The following is a 20,260-nucleotide window of genomic DNA, read 5'->3' as shown; positions in this document are numbered from 1 at the left end:
GGCGCGTCCCGACGCGGCTGCGTGTCTGGGGGGACTGCATGCGTGAAATGACCAAGGGGGCCAACGTCGGCCTCGCGGACCTGAGCGACGAGGCCGGATCGGTCATCGCGAGTCTGAGCTGGAGCAGCAACGCCGGGGACGGCGACGCCGATGTGTCCGTACTGCTGCTCGACGGCAAGGGCAAGGTCCGCACCGACGCCGACTTCTTCTACTACAACAACCCGGCGGCGGCCGACGGCAGTGTGCAGTTGCTCGGCAAGACGCCGACCGGCAGCGGCAGCGAGGACCGCATCAGCCTCGACCTGACCGCCGTACCCGCGGACGTCGAACGCCTGGTGGTGGCCGCGAGCCGGTACGGCGGCTCGCGCTTCGGTGAACTGGACGATCTGCGGATGACGGTCGCCGACCGCACCGGAGAGGTGCTCCTCGGGTTCTCGATCGCCGATGCCGGGGTGGAGAGCGCCTTCATCTTCGGTGAGTTGTACCGACGCGGCACGGAGTGGAAGTACCGGGCCATCGGCCAGGGGTACGAGACCGGACTGGCGGGTCTCGCCACGGACTTCGGGATCGACGTCGACGACGAGGGAGAGCACGAGGAGGCGAACGGCAGCGGGACCGAGAGCGACGGCGGGACCGAGAGCGGCAGCGGGACCGGCGGTCCCGGCGACGCGGCGGAGCCACGGACCGCGCGGGACGCCACGGGCGCTCCCCCGCCCCGCACCGGCGAGCCCCCCGCGCCGGTACCCGCCGGGCAGCCCGCCTCCGTGCCCCGGCAGCCGGTTCGCGAGGCCGAGGGTGACGGCACTGACCCGGCGACGGCCCCGCCCCGGCCCACCCGTGGCCCCCGGACCGCGAAGAAGAAGGTGACGCTCCCGGCCGTGGCCAAGAAGTCGCTGGCCGAGAACGACACGTGGAGGCCCGCCCGGCTGTTCCCCGTCCCGACGCTCAAGAGCGACAGGGAGCGGGAGGTGCGGGCGACCTCCGTGCTGCTGTCGGTGATGACGCAGGTACCGGAGTTCGGACGGCGGCTGACCGCCGCGTTCGGCGCTCCGGCGGGGCGTATGCAGACGTTCACCGAGGTCTCGCTCCCGCACGGGGACACCCCCAAGCGCCCCGACGGTGTGATCCGGGTGGAGCGGGCGGGCAAGCTGTGGACCGCCCTCGTCGAGACGAAGACGAACGGCAACGGGCTCAAGTCCGAACAGGTCCAGAACTACATGGACATCGCCGCCCGCCGCGGTTACGAGGCAGTGATCACGCTCTCCAACGACGTCGCCCTGGAGGGCAGTCCGCTCGTCGACGTCAAGACCGACGGACGGCGCAAGCACAAGGTCGCGCTCTGGCACCTGTCCTGGGCGGAAGTGGCCCACCAGGCACACATGCTGATCCGGCACGAGGGCGTCGGGAACGCCGCTCACGCCTGGCTGTTGCAGGAACTCCTGCACTACCTCCAGCACGAGAACTCCGGCTGTCACGGTTTCCAGAACATGGGGCCCGCGTGGGTCCCCGTACGCAGGGGCATCGACACGGAGACGCTCAGCCTGGGCGATCCGCGCGCCGTCGAGGTCATCGAGAGCTGGGAACGCCTCATCCGGCAGGTGTGTCTGCGGCTCGGGGGCGAACTGGGCCAGAAGGCCCTTCCCGTGCAGCGTGCCCAGCGCGGCACCACCGCGCGGTCGCGCCGGACGGCCCTCGCCGAACAGCTCTGCGAGGACGGCCGGCTGACCGCCGAACTGCGCGTCGACGGTTCCCCCGGCACCATCACGATCACGGCCGACCTGCGGACCGGGAAGCTGCGCACGTCGGTGGAGATCCCGGTGCCGGAGGGCGCGTACCCCCTCACCTCGGCCAAGCGGCTGATGCGGCAGCTGGCGGAGGCTCCCGCCGACCTCCACGTCGAGACGCTCGTCGAGGGCCACAGCGGTCCGCGCGGCACCCTGGAACGCCTCCGTCCGGAACCGGGCGACATGCTCCCCAAGGACGGCAGCCGGATCGCCGGGTTCCGGCTCTCCCTCTTCAAGGGCATGGGCGGCTCGCGCGGCAACGCCGAATCCGGCTTCATCCGCAGCGTCGACGACGCCGTGGACCGGTTCCACGCGCACGTCGTCGCACATCTCCCGCAGGCCGAACGCCGCACCGCGCGCCGGTCGCCGGAGCCGGAGCCGTCAGGTGCACCGGTGCCGGCCTGACACCAGTGCCGGCCTGACACCGGTCCCGGTCTGACAGCGGTGCCTGCCTGACACCGGTCCCGGCCTGACAGCGGTCCCGGCCTCCCGGTCCGGCGCGCACGTTGTGGGCCGGTCCGGGAGCCTTTCGGGTCTCCGCCAGGAGGCGCCGCACGACGTCCTCGTGCGCCGCTCCCCCGAGCGCGGGCTCCGCGTCCGTCCGATGTCACACTCCTGCCCCGGCGACGCTCTCAGGGTGTAACCGCGACAGGAGGCACCTGATGTCCGACCCCGCCCCCGGCCCCCGGCCCGGAACCGACCCGGGCCTCGGGCCCGGCACCGCCACCGAGGTGTTCGTCGACCATCGCGAGCTGCTGTTCTCGCTCGTCTACAACATGCTCGGCAGCGTCGCCGACACCGAGGACGTCCTCCAGGAGACCTGGCTCTCCTGGACGGCCCGGAACGAGGCGTCCGACGCGGAACGGATCGAGAGCCCGCGCGCCTACCTCGTACGGATCGCCGTCAACAAGGCGCTCTCGCGCCAGGCCGCCATCAGCCGCCGCCGCGAGACGTACGTCGGTACGTGGCTGCCCGAACCGCTCGTCTCGACCGCCGGCGCCCCGCCGCCCCCCGACGACGAGGCCGCCGACCGGGCGGAGCAGGCCGAGTCCGTGTCGATGGCGATGCTCGTCGTCCTGGAGATGCTGAGCCCGCTGGAACGCGCCGTCTTCATCCTGCACGAGGTCTTCGGCTACGCCCACACGGAGACGGCCCGGATCCTGGGCCGCAGCCCCGCCGCGGTGCGCCAGCTGGCCCACCGCGCCCGCGACCACGTCCAAGCCCGCCGCCCGCGCCACCGCCCCGATCCGCTGCTGCACCGGCGGGCCACCGAACACTTCCTGGACGCGGTGTTCGGCGGCGATCTGGCCGCGCTCATGCGGTTGCTCGCCCCCGACGTCACCCTCTGGGCCGACGGCGGCGGGAAGTCCCCGGCGGCCGGACCGCACCCGGTGCACGGCCGCGACAACGTCGCCCGGCTGCTGATCTCCCGCGCATCGCACCGCGAGGGCCTGGAGATCGCCTACCGGCAGGTCAACGGCGACCCCGCGGCGGTTCTGTTCAGCGGCGACACCCCCTTCGCCGTGATGGTCCTCGACCTGACGCCGGACGGCGAACAGATCAGCGACATCTACAACGTCGCCAACCCCGACAAACTGCCGCCCCCGGCCCCGTCCGAGTGCCCGGCTTGAGCGCCCCGCCCGCGCGCCCCCTGCACCACAGCGCGCCCCCTCCACCACCGGTCACTCAGGACGAGAAACGGGAGAAACCTCATGCTGTTCGTCCTCTGCACAGCGGTCACCGCGCTGACCGCCGCACTCAACGCCATGTCCGCGGTGCTCGACTTCCTCCGCTACGAACCGATCCTGGTCAACATGGAGAAGGCGGGAGTGCCCGCCTCCTCGCTCTTCCGGCTCGGAGTACTCAAGGCCGCGGGGGCCGCCGGGCTGCTCGTCGGCTTCGCCGTCCCGCTGATCGGTACGGCCGCCGCGGCCGGGCTGGCGCTGTTCTACATCTGCGCCATCGGCGTCCATCTGCGCGCCCGTGACCACGGCTACTGGCTGGCCGGCTTCTTCCTCGCCCTGGCCGTCGCCACCCTCGCCCTGGGCGTGGCCCACCGAGGGGCGTGGTGAGGGACGGAACCGGCCACCCAAGGCACCAAAGGGTCACAAAGGGTGGCAAACGGCTTCAATCGGCCGCGAACAGCTCCGCGGGCGGTGATGGTGCTGGCCGTCGCGCCCCGCGCTCGCGATGATCGGGCCATGACCAAGAGCGACAAAGGCCAGGACATCACCCTCCGGATCGCCCAGCAGCCGGAGGCGGACGAACTCCTCGGACGCAGCCCGCTCGCCGCCCTGGTGGGCATGCTGCTGGATCAGCAGGTGCCGATGGAGTGGGCCTTCTCCGGCCCGTACACCCTGGCGCAGCGGATGGGCGGGGACGATCTGGACGCCCATGAGATCGCCACGTACGACCCCGAGGCGTTCACCGAGCTGTTCACCGCCAAACCCGCGTTGCACCGCTATCCGGGCTCGATGGCCAAGCGGGTGCAGCAGCTGTGCCAGTACCTGGTGGCTCAGTACGACGGGGTGGCGAGCGCGGTGTGGAGCGACGCCGCCACCGGGGCCGAGCTGCGGAAGCGGCTGAACGCCCTGCCCGGTTTCGGCACCCAGAAGTCGCAGATCTTCCTGGCGCTGCTGGGCAAGCAGTTCGGCGTCCGGCCGCCGGGCTGGCGCGAGGCGGCGGGCTCGTACGGGGAGGACGGCTCGCACCGCTCGGTCGCCGACATCACCGGCCCCGAGTCGCTCGCCGAGGTCCGCTCGTACAAGCAGGAGACCAAGGCGGCGGCCAAGCAGGCGGCCAAAGCCGCGAAGGCCGGCGCCAGGGGCAGGTGAGGCGAGCGCCGTCCGACGCCCCAATTCCGGAATGGACGCTTATATGCCCTCGCGGCCGGCAGCGCAGTCCCGCTCCGTGGCTGCGCCCGGTGGCTCTTGACCGGTAGGCTTTCCGTGTGATCTTCAAGCGCATCGGAAATGGGAAGCCTTATCCCGACCACGGCCGGGAAAGCACCCGGCAGTGGGCGGATGTCGCGCCGCGCCCGGTCCGCCTCGACCAGCTCGTGACCACCAAGGGCCAACTGGATCTCGAAACCCTCCTCGCCGAGGACTCCACGTTCTACGGCGACCTGTTCGCGCACGTCGTGAAGTGGCAGGGCGACCTCTACCTGGAGGACGGGCTGCACCGCGCGGTCCGTGCCGCGCTCCAGCAGCGCCAGGTACTCCACGCCCGCGTGCTCGAACTCGGCTGATACACACACCGCCCCGCACCGCGTCCCGCGGGGTTCGTTCGGGTGTTTTCCCACTCGGACGGGTGCGATCCATTGATCATTTAGTAGGCATCATCACCGGGTCGCACTACGCTGCGCCCATGAGCATGCTCACTCCCCCCGGCATGGGCGGAAAATACCGCATCACGGGTGACAAGTACCCGCGCATGCGGCGCCCCCGCCGCCGCAGCAAACTGGTCCTCGCAACCACCGCCTCCGTGGTCGCCCTTGGGGTGGCCGGATGGGGCACACTGCAGCTCATCGATGTCTTCACGGGCAGCGACAAGACGGCCAGCGCCGCCGACCGCAAGGCGCAGTGCCCGTCCGCCAAGCCGGCCGCGCCCGCCGCGGCACTGCCGAAGCCCGCGAAGATCAAGGTGAACGTCTACAACGCGACCCCGCGCGGCGGGCTCGCGAAGGCGGCGGCCGATGAGCTCAAGAAACGCGGGTTCACGATCGGCAAGGTCGGCAACGCCACCGCCACGTACGACAAGAAGGTCGCAGGGACCGGCATACTGCTGGGCGCTCCGACCGCGGTCAACGGCACCTTCCCGGTGCTCGGCACACAGCTGCCGGGGGCCGCGACGAAGACCGACGCCCGCAAGTCCGCGGACGTCGATCTGATCATCGGTACGAAGTTCAAGGCGTTCAGCACACCGCAGGCGGCCTCCACCGCCCTGACCGCCCTGCTCAAGCCGACCCCCGCGCCGTCCTCCTCCTGCTGAGGACCGCGGGGGCGGCGGGCGGGACAGGCTCCGGTCGTGCTCCGGTCGGCTCTAGTCGGCGGTGCCGTACATCCGGTCACCGGCGTCACCGAGGCCCGGAACGATGTAGCCGTGCTCGTTGAGCCGCTCGTCGACCGAGGCGGTGACCACGGTGACCGGCGTCCCCGCGAGCTCGCGCTCCATCACCTCGACGCCCTCGGGGGCGGCGAGCAGCACGACGGCGGTGACGTCGTCCGCACCGCGCTTGATCAGCTCCTGGATGGCCGCGACCAGCGTGCCGCCGGTGGCCAGCATCGGGTCCAGGACGTACACCTGGCGGCCCGAGAGGTCCTCCGGCATACGGGACGCGTACGTGGACGCCTGCAGCGTCTCCTCGTCGCGGATCATGCCCAGGAAGCCCACCTCGGCGGTCGGCAGCAGCCGCACCATGCCGTCGAGCATGCCGAGGCCGGCCCGCAGGATGGGCACGACCAGGGGCCGCGGATACGAGAGCTTCACGCCGGTGGTGGGTGTCACCGGGGTCTCGATGTCGACCTGCTCGGTGCGCACATCGCGGGTGGCCTCGTACGCGAGCAGGGTGACCAGCTCGTCGGCGAGGCGCCGGAAGGTCGGGGAGTCGGTGCGCTTGTCGCGCAGGGTGGTGAGTTTGTGCGCGACCAGCGGGTGGTCGACGACGTGGATCCGCATGGACCCACAGTAGCCGCGCCTCCCGTACGCGTGCGCTGGCATCAACCACACGTTCGGGGGGAAGGTGGGGGCATACGGACCCAGCCTTGGGGTGATGAGCCGATGCCGGACGGGGCACAGCGGAAACGGGACGGGGCGGACCCTCCCGGGCCCAGGGACGCGCAGGAGACCGACGCGCAGGAGACCGACGCGCAGCGCCGCAGGCGCCGCGCCCAGTTCCTCCGCGAGCTTCACGAGGCCAAGGCGCTGCGCGACCGGGTCCAGCCGCGGCGGGTCAAGGCCGCCCGAATGCGCCAGGCCATGCGGATGCGGACGTTTCGCTGGTAGCCGTCCGGCCTGCGGAAGAACCCCCTGGTTGCGGCGTCGGACGGAACTGATGGCCGACGCAACGTCCGAACTGCTCTCGCCGGGCCCTCGTTTCTGCCACGATTCCGATGGGCGGGACGCAGGACAGCCGGACCACCGACTGCCCTCCCGCCGGACCGACACACCTAGGGTCTTTCGTTTGGATCAGGCCGGATCAGGCCGGATCAGGGAGCGGGGTCAAGATGCGCGTGCCGGACCCCGCGAGCCCGGCCTGAGCCGAACGAGAGGCCCCTAGACCAGTGGGAGAGTCACGGTGTACTTCGCCGCACTGCTCGCGCGCACCGAAGACGGGTGGGAAGCGAGCGACACGGATCTCGACGACGTGGAGACCCTGTCCGATCTGACGGATCTGGCCCGTGAAGCCTCGGTTGACGAGGACACGGTGCTCGTTTTCATCGAGCAGGAGGACGCCTGGTTCGGCGTCATCCGGGTGGACGGTGAGGAGGACCCGCGTATCTACGTCTCGAACGCCTCCGCCGCCGCCCGCTCCTCGTACGGGGAGATCCTGCTCACCGATGAACTGCTCGGCCGCGAACCCGGGGCCGAGGACTCGATTGCCGCCCTCGAAGAGCTCGTCGGACTCGACGGTACTGAGGACGGCGAGCCGGACAACCACAACGACAACAACAACACCACCACCACCGACGATGACGACGACGACGGGCTCGACCCCGTACCGGCAGGCCCCCTCGGTGACACCGGGGTCCTGTCCGACCTCGGGCTGCCCGAGGCGGAGCTGCTGATGCTGCGGACGGACGCACTGGTGGAGATCGCGGACGCGCTGGGAGCGGCCGAGGTCCTGGAGACCGTCCGTTAAGGTCCGCGGGTGACCGAAGCACCGCACCCGCACGACCCGCCCCAACCGCACGATCCACCGCACGATCCCGTACGGAACCCGTGGCGGGCGGCCATGCGCCGCGCCCTGGACGAGGCCGACCGGGCGGCGGCGGCCGGCGATGTGCCGGTCGGCGCCGTCGTCCTCGCCCCGGACGGCACACCGCTCGCCGCGGGACACAACGAACGCGAGGCGACCGGCGACCCGACCGCGCACGCCGAGATCCTTGCCCTCCGCCGGGCCGCCGCCGCGCTCGGCGAATGGCGGCTGTCCGGATGCACCCTGGTGGTCACGCTGGAGCCCTGCACGATGTGCGCGGGCGCGCTGGTGCAGTCCCGGGTGGCCCGGGTCGTCTACGGGGCCCGGGACGAGAAGGCCGGAGCGGCCGGCTCCCTCTGGGACGTCGTACGCGACCGCCGGCTCAACCACCGCCCCGAGGTGATCCCCGGAGTGCTGGAGGCCGACTGCGCGGCCCGCCTCACCGCCTTCTTCCGCCACCGCTGACCTGGCATCCCCGCGTCCGGGCGGTTCCTTCGGGAATCGGATTTCGAAGGACGGCCGGGATGGTCTAAGCTCTCTCTCGGTAGCGTGTCCGAGCGGCCGAAGGAGCTCGCCTCGAAAGCGAGTGTGGGGAAACTCACCGAGGGTTCAAATCCCTCCGCTACCGCAGGTAGATGAAGGGACCGACCCGTTTGGGTCGGTCCCTTCACTGCGTTCCGTCTCAGTTTCCGTCTCAGTTGGCCGGTACGAGAGCCCCGGCGGCTCCGTCGTCATCGTCGGGCCGGGTGGCCTCGCTCCGCCAGATGAGCCCGTCGACCTGGTCCGCGACACTGGTCCGAACGGTGTCGACCATGTGCTGATAGCGGGCAGCCATTGCGGTGGTTGACCAACCCATGAGCCCCATGACGGCCCGCTCCGACACTCCGAGGATCAACAGAACCGTCGCGGCGGTGTGGCGGGCATCGTGCAGACGGCCGTCCCGCACCTTCGCGGCCTGCAACAGCTCCTTCCAGTCGTCGTAGTCCGTGCGGGGCGATGTGCCCCGACCGGTCACCGTGGCGAACAGCCAGCCCTCTTCCGTCCACTTGTCTCCGGCAGCGGCCCTTTCGACGTCCTGCCGCTTCCGGTGTGTCCGGAGCAGATCCGCGAGTTGCTGCGGGAGCCCGACCGCCCGGCGGCCAGCGCGCGACTTGGTGTCGGCCGTCTCCGGGTTGGTCCGCTGCCGCTGGGGGCAGTACCCAGCCTTCCGCCCGCATTCCTTGGCGCTAGCACAGCCGTGGGCGTACTGCGGCCGGCGTCGACTGCGCCTCACCATCAGGACGCCACGCCCAAGGTCCACGTCGGTCCACTTGAGCCCCAGTGCCTCGCCCTGCCGCAGACCGAGCGCCAGCGCGACGGCCCAGCGAGCCGAGTTCCGCCGATCGTCGGCGGTCCGCAGCAGCCGCTGCACCTCGTCGACAGTGAAGGGTTCGATCTCTTCTTCCCGCACCCGCGGCGCCTTGGCCAGGCGTACGGGGTTCTGTCCGAGGTGCCCCCGCCGCACCGCCTCGTTCAGGGCGGTGCGGAAGGTGCGGTGCACCTGATGAGCGGTGCCCGGTTTGCTGCCGGCCGCCATCATGCGGCTGTACAGGTGCTCGATGTGCTCGGGCCTGAGCTTGTCCAGCTTGTGCGCCCCGAGGCCGGGAATCAGGTGCTTCCTGACCGCGACCCCGTAGCCCACCATCGTGTTCTCGTTGACTCCGAGCGGAGCGATGTCGTCCACCCAGTGCGTGAGCCATGTGGTCACGGTCCAGGCGCGGCCCGGCTTGCGCAGAGTCTTTGCGTCGCGCTCCCGCTCAAGTTCCTTGACGGCCTTGGCTACCTCGGTGCGCGTCTTGCGTTCGACGTGCCGACGGTCCGGCTTGCCGTCATCGCGGGTGCCGACGGTCACGCGGCCGTGCCACTTCCCGTCCTTGCCCTGGTAGATCGAGGATCGGCCGTTCGGCTGGCGGGTGCGCCTCTTCTTCTCGTCCATGTGGTGGCCTCTCAGGCAGTGGTGATGGCAGGCCGGTTGGCCGTGCGGAGTCGCGTGACGTAGTCGTGTACGGCGTCGGCCGGAACCCTCCGCAGACGGCCGACGGGGACGGATTCGAGCTGTCCGGTACTGATCAGGCGGAAGCAGAGCGTTCGGCCGATCCCGAGTCGCCGGGCCGCCTCTTCGACGGTGAGGAGCACCAGCGTCGGATCAATCAGTTGTGTGGCAGTGCTCACGGGCGCGCCTTCCTGGGGCAGCGAGGGGCCCGGGGCCCCTTCCTGTCAGGTCCGCTACCTCCGCTACCTCCGCTACCGCCCTGGTCAGGGGCATGATCGAGGTAGCGGATGTGGTAGCGGTAGCGGATGGGAGCCGCTACCGGCCCCGGCCCGGGTGGGTGCGGGACCGGTAGCGGGTAGCGCTCAGGTAGCGGACGGGAAGAGCTCTGCCGCTACCGTTTCCGGGCCGCTGACCTGCGCGGTAGCGGAGGTAGCGGAGGTAGCGGCTCCTGAGGGGGGAGGGGGGCAGTACCGCTCCCACGCGTCATGGAGATCGAGTGCGTAGTAGCCCTTGAGCACAGTTCCGGCGGTCTTGATGTTGCGGGCCTTGACCGGCATGTTGTCGAGGGTCATGTACTCCCCGAGCATCTTGGCCAGGCCCCGGGAGTCGAGCGGCCGGCCGCTCATGTCCGCCCATGGCGCTTCGTCCAGCGCGCACAGCCGGTCCAGGATGGCGACGGTCGGCATGCGGTCGATGCCTGCCATGACGTGGTCCCGGAGATCAGTCAGCAACCGGATGCCGAGACTGCCTTTGTCGTCGGCACGGGCGGCGTTGACCAGTTCCATGCACGCGGTGCGGGCGCGCTCGGGCCAGTCGCCGCCCGCCGCGTCCGCGACAGACAGCAGCGGCTCCCACACGTCGGCGGGGCGGTCGGTGACACCCTCGGGCATCTCGGGCCACCTGCCCGCGATGTCGTCGCGGACCTGCTCGGCCCACTGAGCGAGCCGGTCCCGCAACTCGTGCCCCTCGGCTTCGTGGAGCCGGGCGCGGAAGGGCTCAGCCTTCTCGTTCCTGGCCCGGCGCCGCATCCGGATGATGACGGACCGGGTGGTGATGGTGTCGGGCAGGTAGCCGAGCCCGGCGACGGCAACGGCGGTGTAGGAGGGGAACTCCACCACTGTCTGGTTGCCGCCGTCACCAACGCACCGGTAGGTGACTCCGGAGCGGCGGTGCCCGGCGTTCAGGAAGCCGCGGAGTTCTTCGTTGTCGCCGGCCTTGGGACCGAAGACGGTGTCGATCTCGTCAAACAGGATCGTGGGCCGTCCGGCCGGGTCGGAGACGGAACGGAAGAGTGCGGCGGCCCGTGCGTTCACCGCCAGCATGGGGCGCGGCACCAGGGTCTCCACCACCTCCAGGGCGCGGGACTTCCCACTGCCCGGTTCCGGGGAGAGGAACGCGAGGCGCGGTGTGGAGTCGAACGCGTCCAGGAGATGGGCGTGCGCGTCCCACAAGGTCACGGCGACGTAGGCAGCCTCGCGGGGGAAGACGTTGAATCGGCGGTGAAAGGTCTCGACCTCGGCGAGCAGGGCGGCGCCGTCGATGGGGGCCGTGGTCTGTGCGGTGGCGCTCATGCGGCGTTCCTCCTGGACTCGGCGACGGTGTCGTGCGGGCACTGCCCGACGTGTGCGAGGGCGGTGAGTTCGATGACGGCCCGTTGGCCACGGGCCCGTTCGTGGTGGCCACAGCCACAGAGCCAGTCCGCTACGGGGATCTCGTAGCGGTCGAGCCCGTGCAGGCTCAGACCGGGCTGGATGCCGGACACGGTGGCCATGTGCGGGTCAGGGAGAACCGCAACGGGGACGCCTTCGGCGACGACCTTCGGCGCGCCACTGCCGGATGCGGCCGGGGCCGGTTCGGCGGTGCCGGGGCCGGTGCTGGGTGTCTGGACGCTCTTAAGTGGAGGATTTCTGCGCGCCGTCATGAGGCCCTGCTCGCGGGGTTGTTGGCGATGGACCAGTTCAGTGCGCTGGTCACTGCGGCGCGGCACTCGTGTTCGCGGAGTCCGGCCCGCAATCCCGCTGAATTAAGAGCCTGCTCTACCTCGTGACGGGCGAGGTCGCCGGACGGGATGAACCGCCCCAACGCCCGTGCGGCCCGGATCAGCGTCCAGTTCCGCGCACCCTCCCCAGCCCCGGCCACGGCCGCCGTTTCGGCCCTGAGGGCGGCTGAGGCGTAGCGAGGGGCGTTCGACGGCGATGGTGCAGCCATCAATGCCCGCACAGGCTGACGAGGCGCCAGGGGGGCGTACAGCCATTCCGGGAGCGGTACGGGTTCGGTGGGGTCGATCACCTCGTACGTGCCGTGGGGGAGGGTGCTGCCGGGGGCGACGACGTATCCGCCGTGGGCGCGGGTGTCGATGTGGGTGCCGAGCTTGCCTGCGCTGTTGCCGAGCCGGGCCCCGTCCGGGGCGGTGAAGTACAGGTGCGCCCCGCCGCTCGCGGTCCGGACCCGGTAGGTGGTGGGGACGGCCTGGTCGGCGCGCTCGCAGAGCGCTTGCAGGGAAGTGACGCCGTCAGGCGTTCCTTTCGGGTCCTTGGCCTTGACCGTGTCCAGGTCGACGACGACCAGCCCGGACGGGCCCGTGGCGATCCCGACGTTGAACGCCCCGGACGACCAGGCCGCGCGGATACGGTCCGGGTCGGTGGTGGCCCGCTGCTCCGGCTTGCGGTGCCCGTCGGCGCAGCCTCCGAGACCGGGACAGACACTCTCGCCGTGGAGGGCGGGGCGCTTGTCGCGCGGGCGGAGCGGGAACACGTGCCAGCCGCGCTCGGCTGCTCGTAACGCCGCGCAGAGCAGCGCGGTGGTGCGGTCGTGGGTCATGCTGGTGTCTCCAGTTCTCTCTCGTGGGTGTTCTGGACGTGGGCGGCCCCGGACTTTGGCGAGACGGGGCCGCCCTCGGTGTGTTCAGGCGATGTCGAGCGCGAGTTGCGCGGGCACGAAGGGCGCGGGCTCGGCCGTTTCCACGGCGAGCAGGGTGCGGTAGGCGGTGTGGGCCTGGTGGATGACGACGCCGTTGCCGAGGATTTTGAGCTGGTCGGAGCGGGAGAGTCCCAGGTCCGTGCCGGTCACCCAGCCGGAATCGGCGCCCATCATCCATTCGACGAACGCCGGGGAAAGGCGCCGGTTGTTCTTGGTGCCGGGTTCGGTCGGCTCGGGTGCGGGGCGCCCCAGCACGGCTTCCCAGCGCCGGATGGCGGGTCCGTAGTCGGTGCCGTTGGTCGCCACCCACTGCCCGTCCAGCCGCACGGCCTGGCCGGGGAGGTAGTAGTTAGCGGCGCGGTCGTGCTGGCGCGGGCCGTTCTGCACCTGTCGGCTCGGGTCGAGCTGGCGCGTGGCGTCCGTCAGCGTCATCCCGTAGCCGCTGCTGTACGGCGTCCCGTCTGGCCGGAAGTTCGCCGTGCCTCGAGCATCCGCGACCATCGGCGTCGGCAGCAGGTTGACGGCGGTGCGCAGGTTCATTCCGCCCTGCCGTTTGTCCGAGAGGCCGGGGCCTCCGGTGCCGTCGGCGGCGGCCGGTGTGGGCAGGAGCCTCAGGTGTTCGCCGGGGGAAGCAAGAACACCACTTCGTCCTCCAGCGTGGGCCCGTGTCCGCCCGCCTTGCGCTTGTCCGGGTGTTGCGGTCCGCCGTTGCGGCCCAACTGTGAGGTGGGGGTCTTCAGCAGCGGGATACGCGATGGCGAACCAGCGGTCGCGTCGGTGGCAGGCTCCGACTTCGGGATCTCCAGCGCGTAGGCACATCCACCGCGCGTCGTACCCGATCGCGGCCAGGTCGGCGGCGACGACGTCAAGTCCCCGGCTGCGGAGGGCTGCGACGTTTTCCAGGAAGACGAGTCGGGGTCGAAGGTGGCGAATGGCTTGGGCGATGGTTTTCCAGAGTCCTGAGCGGTCACCGGCGATTCCTCCCCGAGGTCCGGCGTTGGAGATGTCCTGGCAGGGAAACCCGGCGGTCAGTGCCGCCGGCCGGGGCCGCGTCGCGGCGAGTGCCGCCCAGTCGACGGCCTTGATGTCCCCCAGGTTGGGAACGTGCGGCAGCCGGGCGGCGAGCAACTGGGAAGCGGCCGGGTCCTTCTCTCCGACCAGGACCGTGGGCAGCCCGGTTGCGGCGTGCACGGCCTGGTCCAGCGCACCGGACCCGGTGCACAGGCTGATGTTGCCGCCGTCCGACGGCACGGTGGACAGATGCGTCATGCTGGCTGTCTCCAGTTCTCTGATGTGGATGGCTGGACGACGGCGGCCCCGGATCATTGGTGTGAGAGGGGCCGCCGTCGGCGTAGCTAGTCGCAGGTGCAGCCGGGGTGCTCGCTGCTGCCGTCGGCGCCGCATCCGCAGCAGTGCGGGTAGAAGTAGGGCTCGGTGCCGTCGGTGGGGTCGCACCGTTCGCAGTCGAGGTACTCGGGTTCTTCGGCCGCGTCGTAGTCGTCGTGGTCGGTCTGGGCGCTGGTCACGCGGTGCCTCTCGGGTGGGAAACAGGGCTGTGGAGGGGTGCGGGAAGGTGGCGGGCACCCCCCTTTACCGGCCTTACCTTGCAGGTCAGGGGCCTTTACCTCCCCCTCTACCGGGGTAAGGGGCCCCCGCTACTCCGTAGCCCTGCCGAGGGGCGGGCAAGAGGGTGTTGTCGGGGGTGTGTGGTGGGGGCCGGGTAGTGGGGGGGGACCCTTTACCTGCCGGTGCTGAGGAGGATCTCGGCGGGTACGGCGGCTTCGATGTCGCGGCGCTGGTATCCGGCGCCGTTGGAGCCGCTGATCTTGACCTGCTTGCTGGTTCGCTTGACTCCGGCGGACTCCAGCGCGGCGGCGAGCTGCTCGGCGTTGAAGTCGCCGTAGACGTCCTCGTCGAGGTTCACGAGACCGTTCAGCAGATCGGTCGTGAACATGCGGGGCGAGTGGCGCATGACTTCCAGCGTGTCCGAGACGATCGGCGGGACGGTGACGCCGGCCGCGTCGGCTGCGGCGGTGACATCGCCCGCGGCTTGTCCGGTGAGCTGTCCGGCGGCCTCGCGCAGGACGCGGCCCTTGCGGCACAGTCCGCCGAACGATGGCCCGTCGAGGTAGTCGGCCCGCACGGTGACGTAGGAGGCGGGTCCGGTGACCAGGACGCCGACGCCCTTGTGTTCTTCGGACAGGACGGAGGCGTCGGCGCCCTGGGCGGCCTTGCCCTTGCCGAGGACCATGTCACTGCTGGCCCGGTCGACGACCTGTGTCGAGTAGCGGATGGTGATGATTTCGCGCAGCTTGGTCGGGACGCTGTCGGCGTCGGGGCGCTGGGATGCGAAGTTGGAGACGAACCCGGCGGCGGGGCCGCGTCGGGCGATGCGGCACAGGTCGTTGATGACCTGCTCGCGGTCTTCCCTTTCCATCGCGGTGAAGTATTCCTGGAGTTCGTCGATGGTCACGAAGATGACCGGCACGTTGTACTTGGCGACGATCTCCGGGGTGAGCTTGCCCTCGGGGCACACGGAGGTGGGCAGGTCCCGCAGCAGGGCGAACCGGCGTTCCATCTCCACCAGCAGTTCGGCAAGCATCGCCTTGAGCGCTTCGATCGCGTCGTCCTCGGCGCCCATGACCAGGCAGTGCGCGACGGCCTTCATCGGCATCCAGTCCGCGCCGCCCTTGCCGTCCGCGACGTAGTGCCGCACGAACGGGTCCAGCAGCCCGGCAGAGGTCAGCAGGCGCTGGGAGAACGTCTTGCCGCGTCGGGGCAGGCCGCCGAAGAACATCGACTGCCACATCACCGGGATGCTCACCCGCACCCCACGGGCGTCCTGGCCGAAGGGGACCGGGTCCCAGATCGAGAACCGCTCCGCTGTCTCGAACGGTGACGGGTTCAGCGGGCCGAGGTAGGGGTCATCGTCTGCGACCCACATGGAGACGCGGCCGGCGTTGCCGCCCTTGGCCGCGCGGACGCGGGACATGATGACCTGGATCTCGTCGACTCCGAGTTCCTGCGCGATGACTTCCCGCTTGGCCAGCACGTCGGAGGCGGTCTTGCCGCCGCCGCGGGGGAGGTCGAAGATCACGGCCCAGCCACGGCCGTCACGGACCGGGCCCATCGAGCAAGACACCTTCGGAGCGTCCTTCTCCTCGCCGGTCCGGCCGCTTTTGAGGAGGCCGGCGGCGCGCAGGGCGTCGTTGAGCTGCTGCGCGGACATGTCGACCCGCAGCGGCGGGGCGCCCTGGTCGAGGAACTGGGTGTCCTTGCCCCGGCCCAGGTAGGCGAGGGGGGTGACGACGGCGCCGGCGATCCCGGTCTGCAGGACCGGGTCGGCCAGCATGATGCCGATCGCGGCAGCGGCCACACCCACGGCGGCGGCACCGAACCGCCAACGCCGGGTACGGGTCCGTTCCGCGTGGGCGATCTGCAACCGGGTGGCCAGCTCGATGTCCTCGGGTCGGGCCTTGCTCTGGGCCCGGAGCGCTTTGACGGTGGCGGTGTGGTCCTGTGCGGACAGTGTCGGCCACAGCCCTGCCGTGGCGCGGAAGAAGCCGCGGGCGGCCAGCATCACGGTCTTGATCAGGTATTTCGGGGCCCGCAAGACGTGGTAGCGGGTGTGCCACCACGTGAGGCGGGCCAGGGCGGCGGCGTTGGCCTTGATGGACGCGGCCGACCGCGCCCACGCCGGCAGGACCGGGGCGTCCGGGACGGTCAGCCAGTCGGACAGCGGATTGTCGGCCCGGTCAACCGCCTCGACACCCGCCACCACGGTGTCGGCGTCGGGTGCGGTCGGGGCGGTCTTGACCAGGGATACGGGGGTGGGGCGGTGGTCGTCCAGATGGTGGAGGGTGCCCATGTCGGCGCCCTCGGTGGCAAGTTCGGTCATGGCGGGTGCGCTCCTGTCTCACAACGGGGTGACCTGACGACACGCAGGGTGGTGTTCAGCGGTCGGCGCGCTGCACGGCCCGCTCAGCGAGGCGTACGCGCTGCTCGGCTTCCTTGCGGGCCTGGCGGGCGGCGGGGCGGTCGGTGCGGGGTGCGGTGCGCTCGGCGGCCTTGGCGTTGGCCAGGGCCTGGCGGGCATCTGCCTGGACCTGGTGCAGGGCCCGCAGCTCCTGGGCGCCGCGCTCGGCGGCCCGCTGGTCGATCCGCTCGATACGGGCCTCAAGGCGGGGGTCGACACAGTCGGCCATGGCCTGACGGAAGCCCTTGCGGAACAGCCGGTTGCGCTCACGCTTCTCGGCGGGGGTGTAGCTCTCCATCACGGGGTGTCCTCCCGGGCGACGGGCCGGGCTGTCCGGCCCTGCGCCCGCCCGGTACGAGACCGGACGGACACAGGGACGTCAGCCACGTCGACGCCGGGCCCTGGACACCGACTTGGAGGCGGCCTTGCCCTCACTGCCACCGACCGACTTCACGACGGTGACCACGCCCCAGGCCATGACGGCGGCGAGGAGCGCGAGGATCGCGAGGTTCGCGGCGATGGCGGTGAGGACACCGACCAGCAGCGGGCCGAAGTACACGCCGGCCGCGACCATCCCCGCGCCGACGCCGGAGCCGAGCGCGAGGCGCTGAACGGTGCGATCGGGCGGGGCCTGGTGGATGTGCTGAACGATCTGCTGCGGCGGCGCCTGCGGGGCAGGCAGGGTGCGCGGGTCGGCGTAGGTGTAGGTGCCGTCCGGAAGCTGTATGACAGTGACCGCCCGGGGGGCGGGCAGGCTGGGGTCCATGCGGTTCCTTCCACAGGCATCGTGCGTGCGGGAAGTGCCCCGGGCCGGATTCGATCCGGCACCCTCACGGCGTGGTCCGGGGCGGTGTGTTCAGTAGTCGTGGGCTGGTCAGAGGTCGAAAAAGGGGTGTCCGGCCCAGAGGTCTCCTGCCGGGTCAGCGCTGGTGGAAGTCGCGGGCGGACTGTCGGGCGGTGTCCTTGATGCCGGTCACCAGCTCCTCGACACGGTCGAGGGGGACGTAGAGCATCCGGCTCTTCCCGCCGTTGCTGATCCGCACGGCCACGGCGGGTTCCGGACGGTCGGAGGCGGCCCGCAGGATGACGGGCTCGGCGGTCAGCTCGGCGCCGCCGCCGGAGCCGTCGACGATGAAATGAAAGGTCATCGGCGTGTCCTGTCCTGTCCGGTCAGTCGCGGCGGGTGGAGTTGTTGATGGCATCGGCCAGGTCGGAGGTGGCGGCGGCGGTGGCGAGCTGGGCGAGGATCTCGGCGCGGCGCAGCTCGGTGTCCCGCAGCGGCGGCCCGTTCAGCGGGTCGCGGGTGACGATGCGGGTGGCGGCCTGACGCAGTTCGGCGGCGGTCATGTGGGGGTGTCCTTCCGGGGCGGCGGGGTGTCGTGGCAGGGGACGCACATGCCGAGCGAGCGCGGGATGCAGTACCCGGTATCGCGGCGGCAGTTGGGGCAGGTGCGGCGAGCCCGCATGGCTTTGGCCAGCGCAGCGGCGCGGCCGGGTGTCATGGGGCGTACGGGGCGGGCGCGGTCGATGCGGTAGAGGTAGGCGACCAGCGGTTCCCGGCGGCGGCGCGGGCGGTGGAGTACGGCGGCGACGTCCTGTCCGCCGGGCCGCAGCCCCAAAGCGCGCAACTGCCGGCGGGTCGCGTATCCGTCGGGGGCGAGGTGCCACCGGTATTCGGGGAGCGTGGCCATCACGCGACCATGCGTTTCCACGCGGCCCGCAGCCGGACTTCGGATGCGGAGTGTCCGGCCGCCCGGAAGCGGCTCGCCATCTCCCGGTAGGAGAGGGCGGGTGCTTCGCTGTGGCGGATCTGGTCGACCATGGTGTCCAGCGCCTCATCGGTGAGGGCGCCGGCGGACTCCAGCTCGAACACTGATACGGGCTCGGTGGGGCCCCAGACGGGGAGTTCCCAGCGGGGTGTGACGCTGGGTGTGACGCGGGTCGTCACGCTGGTCAGCGCCCGTCCGGTGCCTTCACCCTTGCGTGCTTTCTCCAGCGTCGACCAGGCCTGGGAGAGGGTGTTGGCGGTCGTGGCCTGGACGTGTGCGACGCGGGCACCGGCCTGCGTCACGGCCGTCAGCCGGGTCTCTTCCGTGGCGGCTTCCGACCGGAGTCGGGCGCGGGCCACGGCGGCTTCGTCGCGGGCTTCCTGCTGGATGCCCTGGATCGCGTCCAGTGCCTCACCGGTGAGCGCGGTGCGCTCCCACAGCCCGTGCACGAGCCACAGGGCCTTGGCGGCGATGGGCAGCCAGGCGACGGCCAGCCACGCGCCGGTGGACTCTTCGGCGGTGATGGCGTGGGTGATCAGGACGCCGGTCGCGATCAGTCCGAAGGACCAGCCGACGGCGGTGACCGCGTTGCTGTGGTCGCCCTGCGCGGCGAGGCGGCGTTCGTAGGCGAGGGTGGCCAGCCACCCTCCGTCGATCCCGAGACCGACGACCAGGGCGACGGGCCATGGCATCGCCGTGCCGAGCCACATCACGACCACGGCCAGGGTGAGCACCATGGACACCGTCGTCATCGCGACGGCGGGCAGAACGGTCTTGGCCTTCATGCCGCACCGCCCGTGCTCAGCGGCCGGACCGACACGGTCGCGATCAGCCAGACCGGCGACGTCGGGTCGCCGTAGATGTCGCTGTCCTCGATCCAGGACCACTTGTTGCCCGGCGCGCTCTCGTAGCCGAGCCCGTTCAGCGCGCGCTCGCGCTCGGCGATGGTCGGGGTCACAGCCTCACGGGGCCAGATGTGCTCGGGCCACGGGGCCGGGGTGTTCAGCAGCGGGACGTGCAGGTGCCACTGGCCGCCACTGTCAGACATCTGCGCGGGAAGTGTGGTCATCACCGCTCACCGCCCCGGCGGGCGCCGTTGCGCAGGACCCAGCCGATGAACTGGACGAAGCCGCCGCTGGCGAGCAGGTAGCGCCACACCGTCTCGTGCGTCAGCATCACCAGCACGGCCCCGGAAACAGTCACCGCGATACCGACGGACACGATGACCAGCGCGCGGCGCTGCGAGGTGGAGTCCGTGTTCACGCCGCACCGCCCGTCAGGGGCGACGCGGCACGGTTGGTGACGTCCCGCCGGGCGACCATGACCCGGTTACGGGCCCGGCGGACACGCCGCATGTCCAGCTCGTTGGCCGGGCGGTCGATGGTCATGATCTGCGCGTCCAGCAAATCGACTTCCGCCCGGATGAGCGGCATCTCGTGCTCGATCGCGTCCAGCTCAGCGGCCGTCGGCTCGAAGTCGAGCGAGGCGGCCGTAACGGTGGCTTGAAGTGCAGCGATGGTCTTCATGGGTCGTTTTCTCCTAGTCGTGGGACGGCCCGAAAGCGGCCCCGGTGGTAGGACACCGGGGCCGCGCGCCGTCTTGGTGGGCCACCCGTGCGGGGTGGCAGTGCCCCGGGCCGGATTCGATCCGGCGCCCTCACGGCTGGGCCGGGGCTGTCCGACTAGCCGCGGAAGCGGTCGTTGGGGTTGCCGTAGGTACCGAAGTGGCTGTCGGAGGCATCAAAGGCCTTCTCGTCCGCCGCCTGTGCCTGCGGGGAGTCCTCGCCATAGGTACGGCGCGCCTCGGTGCAAGCCTTCTCAGCCTCGGCCAGTGCGTCAGACGACTTCTTCCAGCCCATGTCGG

General features: G+C 70.9%; 28 protein-coding genes and 1 tRNA gene. 10 read left to right on the top strand and 19 right to left on the bottom strand.

Going from position 1 to position 20,260, the window contains the following annotated elements:
- Positions 1 to 47: 47 nt before the first annotated feature.
- The 6 genes from ACZ6S6_RS30520 to ACZ6S6_RS30495 all read left to right on the top strand — a co-directional run bounded on the left by ACZ6S6_RS30520 (position 48) and on the right by ACZ6S6_RS30495 (position 5,774).
- Complete coding sequence (locus tag ACZ6S6_RS30520) at positions 48 to 2,189, top strand: TerD family protein (RefSeq protein ID WP_362961613.1); 2,142 nt, start codon at positions 48 to 50, stop codon at positions 2,187 to 2,189.
- A 257-nt stretch (positions 2,190 to 2,446) separates the two neighbouring features.
- On the top strand, positions 2,447 to 3,415 hold the full coding sequence (sigJ, locus tag ACZ6S6_RS30515) for an RNA polymerase sigma factor SigJ (protein ID WP_469707972.1): 969 nt from the start codon (positions 2,447 to 2,449) through the stop codon (positions 3,413 to 3,415).
- An 81-nt stretch (positions 3,416 to 3,496) separates the two neighbouring features.
- On the top strand, positions 3,497 to 3,856 hold the full coding sequence (locus tag ACZ6S6_RS30510; protein WP_469707970.1) for a DoxX family protein: 360 nt from the start codon (positions 3,497 to 3,499) through the stop codon (positions 3,854 to 3,856).
- A 129-nt stretch (positions 3,857 to 3,985) separates the two neighbouring features.
- A complete protein-coding gene (locus ACZ6S6_RS30505) occupies positions 3,986 to 4,618 on the top strand; it encodes an HhH-GPD-type base excision DNA repair protein (RefSeq protein WP_469707968.1) in 633 nt (210 codons plus the stop codon).
- 116 nt (positions 4,619 to 4,734) lie between these two features.
- Positions 4,735 to 5,031 (top strand): type II toxin-antitoxin system VapB family antitoxin, encoded by a 297-nt coding sequence (locus ACZ6S6_RS30500; RefSeq protein WP_018101777.1) that lies wholly within the window; start codon positions 4,735 to 4,737, stop codon positions 5,029 to 5,031.
- Between the two features lie 143 nt (positions 5,032 to 5,174).
- Entirely contained in the window at positions 5,175 to 5,774 is a 600-nt protein-coding gene (locus ACZ6S6_RS30495) for a LytR C-terminal domain-containing protein (RefSeq protein ID WP_469708118.1), read from the top strand.
- Positions 5,775 to 5,825: 51 nt separating this feature from the next.
- On the opposite strand, the gene upp is transcribed toward ACZ6S6_RS30495, so the two are convergent.
- Positions 5,826 to 6,461: a uracil phosphoribosyltransferase gene (gene upp / locus ACZ6S6_RS30490; RefSeq protein ID WP_311304301.1), complete on the bottom strand. Its 636-nt coding sequence runs from the start codon at positions 6,459 to 6,461 to the stop codon at positions 5,826 to 5,828.
- A 102-nt stretch (positions 6,462 to 6,563) separates the two neighbouring features.
- On the opposite strand from upp, the gene ACZ6S6_RS30485 reads away from it, so the two are divergent.
- The 4 genes from ACZ6S6_RS30485 (at position 6,564) to ACZ6S6_RS30470 (ending at position 8,329) form a co-directional block, all read left to right on the top strand.
- Positions 6,564 to 6,788 carry a hypothetical protein gene (locus tag ACZ6S6_RS30485; RefSeq protein ID WP_469707965.1) on the top strand — a complete coding sequence of 75 codons (225 nt, stop codon included), beginning with the start codon at positions 6,564 to 6,566 and terminating at the stop codon, positions 6,786 to 6,788.
- Positions 6,789 to 7,080: 292 nt separating this feature from the next.
- Positions 7,081 to 7,644 (top strand): tRNA adenosine deaminase-associated protein, encoded by a 564-nt coding sequence (locus tag ACZ6S6_RS30480; protein WP_469707964.1) that lies wholly within the window; start codon positions 7,081 to 7,083, stop codon positions 7,642 to 7,644.
- A 9-nt stretch (positions 7,645 to 7,653) separates the two neighbouring features.
- Positions 7,654 to 8,166: a tRNA adenosine(34) deaminase TadA gene (gene tadA / locus ACZ6S6_RS30475; RefSeq protein WP_469707962.1), complete on the top strand. Its 513-nt coding sequence runs from the start codon at positions 7,654 to 7,656 to the stop codon at positions 8,164 to 8,166.
- Positions 8,167 to 8,244: 78 nt separating this feature from the next.
- A tRNA-Ser gene (locus tag ACZ6S6_RS30470) sits at positions 8,245 to 8,329 on the top strand.
- 66 nt (positions 8,330 to 8,395) lie between these two features.
- On the opposite strand, the gene ACZ6S6_RS30465 is transcribed toward ACZ6S6_RS30470, so the two are convergent.
- From ACZ6S6_RS30465 to ACZ6S6_RS30380, 18 genes are all read right to left on the bottom strand, one after another.
- Positions 8,396 to 9,676, bottom strand: coding sequence for a tyrosine-type recombinase/integrase (locus ACZ6S6_RS30465; RefSeq protein ID WP_469707960.1), 1,281 nt, complete (start codon positions 9,674 to 9,676; stop codon positions 8,396 to 8,398).
- 11 nt (positions 9,677 to 9,687) lie between these two features.
- Positions 9,688 to 9,912 carry an excisionase family DNA-binding protein gene (locus ACZ6S6_RS30460; RefSeq protein WP_469707958.1) on the bottom strand — a complete coding sequence of 75 codons (225 nt, stop codon included), beginning with the start codon at positions 9,910 to 9,912 and terminating at the stop codon, positions 9,688 to 9,690.
- A gap of 183 nt (positions 9,913 to 10,095) precedes the next feature.
- Positions 10,096 to 11,304 (bottom strand): DUF3631 domain-containing protein, encoded by a 1,209-nt coding sequence (locus tag ACZ6S6_RS30455; protein ID WP_469707956.1) that lies wholly within the window; start codon positions 11,302 to 11,304, stop codon positions 10,096 to 10,098.
- A complete protein-coding gene (locus tag ACZ6S6_RS30450) occupies positions 11,301 to 11,654 on the bottom strand; it encodes a hypothetical protein (protein WP_469707954.1) in 354 nt (117 codons plus the stop codon). The genes ACZ6S6_RS30455 and ACZ6S6_RS30450 overlap by 4 nt, the downstream gene beginning before the upstream one ends.
- Complete coding sequence (locus tag ACZ6S6_RS30445; RefSeq protein ID WP_469707952.1) at positions 11,651 to 12,553, bottom strand: bifunctional DNA primase/polymerase; 903 nt, start codon at positions 12,551 to 12,553, stop codon at positions 11,651 to 11,653. The genes ACZ6S6_RS30450 and ACZ6S6_RS30445 overlap by 4 nt, the downstream gene beginning before the upstream one ends.
- 84 nt (positions 12,554 to 12,637) lie before the next feature.
- Complete coding sequence (locus ACZ6S6_RS30440; protein ID WP_469707950.1) at positions 12,638 to 13,921, bottom strand: DNA cytosine methyltransferase; 1,284 nt, start codon at positions 13,919 to 13,921, stop codon at positions 12,638 to 12,640.
- 86 nt (positions 13,922 to 14,007) lie between these two features.
- Complete coding sequence (locus tag ACZ6S6_RS30435; protein ID WP_469707948.1) at positions 14,008 to 14,178, bottom strand: hypothetical protein; 171 nt, start codon at positions 14,176 to 14,178, stop codon at positions 14,008 to 14,010.
- Positions 14,179 to 14,390: 212 nt separating this feature from the next.
- Positions 14,391 to 16,550: a P-loop NTPase family protein gene (locus ACZ6S6_RS30430; RefSeq protein ID WP_469707946.1), complete on the bottom strand. Its 2,160-nt coding sequence runs from the start codon at positions 16,548 to 16,550 to the stop codon at positions 14,391 to 14,393.
- 55 nt (positions 16,551 to 16,605) lie between these two features.
- Positions 16,606 to 16,926 (bottom strand): hypothetical protein, encoded by a 321-nt coding sequence (locus ACZ6S6_RS30425; RefSeq protein ID WP_469707944.1) that lies wholly within the window; start codon positions 16,924 to 16,926, stop codon positions 16,606 to 16,608.
- 81 nt (positions 16,927 to 17,007) lie between these two features.
- Positions 17,008 to 17,394 carry a DUF6251 family protein gene (locus ACZ6S6_RS30420; protein WP_469707942.1) on the bottom strand — a complete coding sequence of 129 codons (387 nt, stop codon included), beginning with the start codon at positions 17,392 to 17,394 and terminating at the stop codon, positions 17,008 to 17,010.
- A 154-nt stretch (positions 17,395 to 17,548) separates the two neighbouring features.
- A complete protein-coding gene (locus tag ACZ6S6_RS30415) occupies positions 17,549 to 17,776 on the bottom strand; it encodes a hypothetical protein (protein ID WP_469707940.1) in 228 nt (75 codons plus the stop codon).
- Positions 17,777 to 17,798: 22 nt separating this feature from the next.
- The gene (locus ACZ6S6_RS30410; RefSeq protein WP_469707938.1) at positions 17,799 to 17,975 is read right to left on the bottom strand and encodes a hypothetical protein; all 177 of its coding nucleotides are present in this window, start codon (positions 17,973 to 17,975) and stop codon (positions 17,799 to 17,801) included.
- Positions 17,972 to 18,319: an RRQRL motif-containing zinc-binding protein gene (locus ACZ6S6_RS30405; protein WP_469707936.1), complete on the bottom strand. Its 348-nt coding sequence runs from the start codon at positions 18,317 to 18,319 to the stop codon at positions 17,972 to 17,974. The genes ACZ6S6_RS30410 and ACZ6S6_RS30405 overlap by 4 nt, the downstream gene beginning before the upstream one ends.
- Positions 18,319 to 19,182: a protein spdB gene (locus ACZ6S6_RS30400; RefSeq protein WP_469707934.1), complete on the bottom strand. Its 864-nt coding sequence runs from the start codon at positions 19,180 to 19,182 to the stop codon at positions 18,319 to 18,321. The genes ACZ6S6_RS30405 and ACZ6S6_RS30400 overlap by 1 nt, the downstream gene beginning before the upstream one ends.
- On the bottom strand, positions 19,179 to 19,466 hold the full coding sequence (locus ACZ6S6_RS30395) for a DUF6303 family protein (RefSeq protein ID WP_469707931.1): 288 nt from the start codon (positions 19,464 to 19,466) through the stop codon (positions 19,179 to 19,181). The genes ACZ6S6_RS30400 and ACZ6S6_RS30395 overlap by 4 nt, the downstream gene beginning before the upstream one ends.
- Positions 19,466 to 19,660, bottom strand: coding sequence for a hypothetical protein (locus ACZ6S6_RS30390; protein WP_469707929.1), 195 nt, complete (start codon positions 19,658 to 19,660; stop codon positions 19,466 to 19,468). The genes ACZ6S6_RS30395 and ACZ6S6_RS30390 overlap by 1 nt, the downstream gene beginning before the upstream one ends.
- On the bottom strand, positions 19,657 to 19,923 hold the full coding sequence (locus ACZ6S6_RS30385) for a DUF6284 family protein (RefSeq protein WP_469707928.1): 267 nt from the start codon (positions 19,921 to 19,923) through the stop codon (positions 19,657 to 19,659). The genes ACZ6S6_RS30390 and ACZ6S6_RS30385 overlap by 4 nt, the downstream gene beginning before the upstream one ends.
- Positions 19,924 to 20,078: 155 nt before the next feature.
- On the bottom strand, positions 20,079 to 20,255 hold the full coding sequence (locus ACZ6S6_RS30380) for a hypothetical protein (RefSeq protein ID WP_469707926.1): 177 nt from the start codon (positions 20,253 to 20,255) through the stop codon (positions 20,079 to 20,081).
- Positions 20,256 to 20,260 lie beyond the last annotated feature (5 nt).

This window comes from Streptomyces sp. NPDC048671 (assembly GCF_055587045.1).
This window is presented reverse-complemented; position numbering and strand designations above follow the sequence as displayed.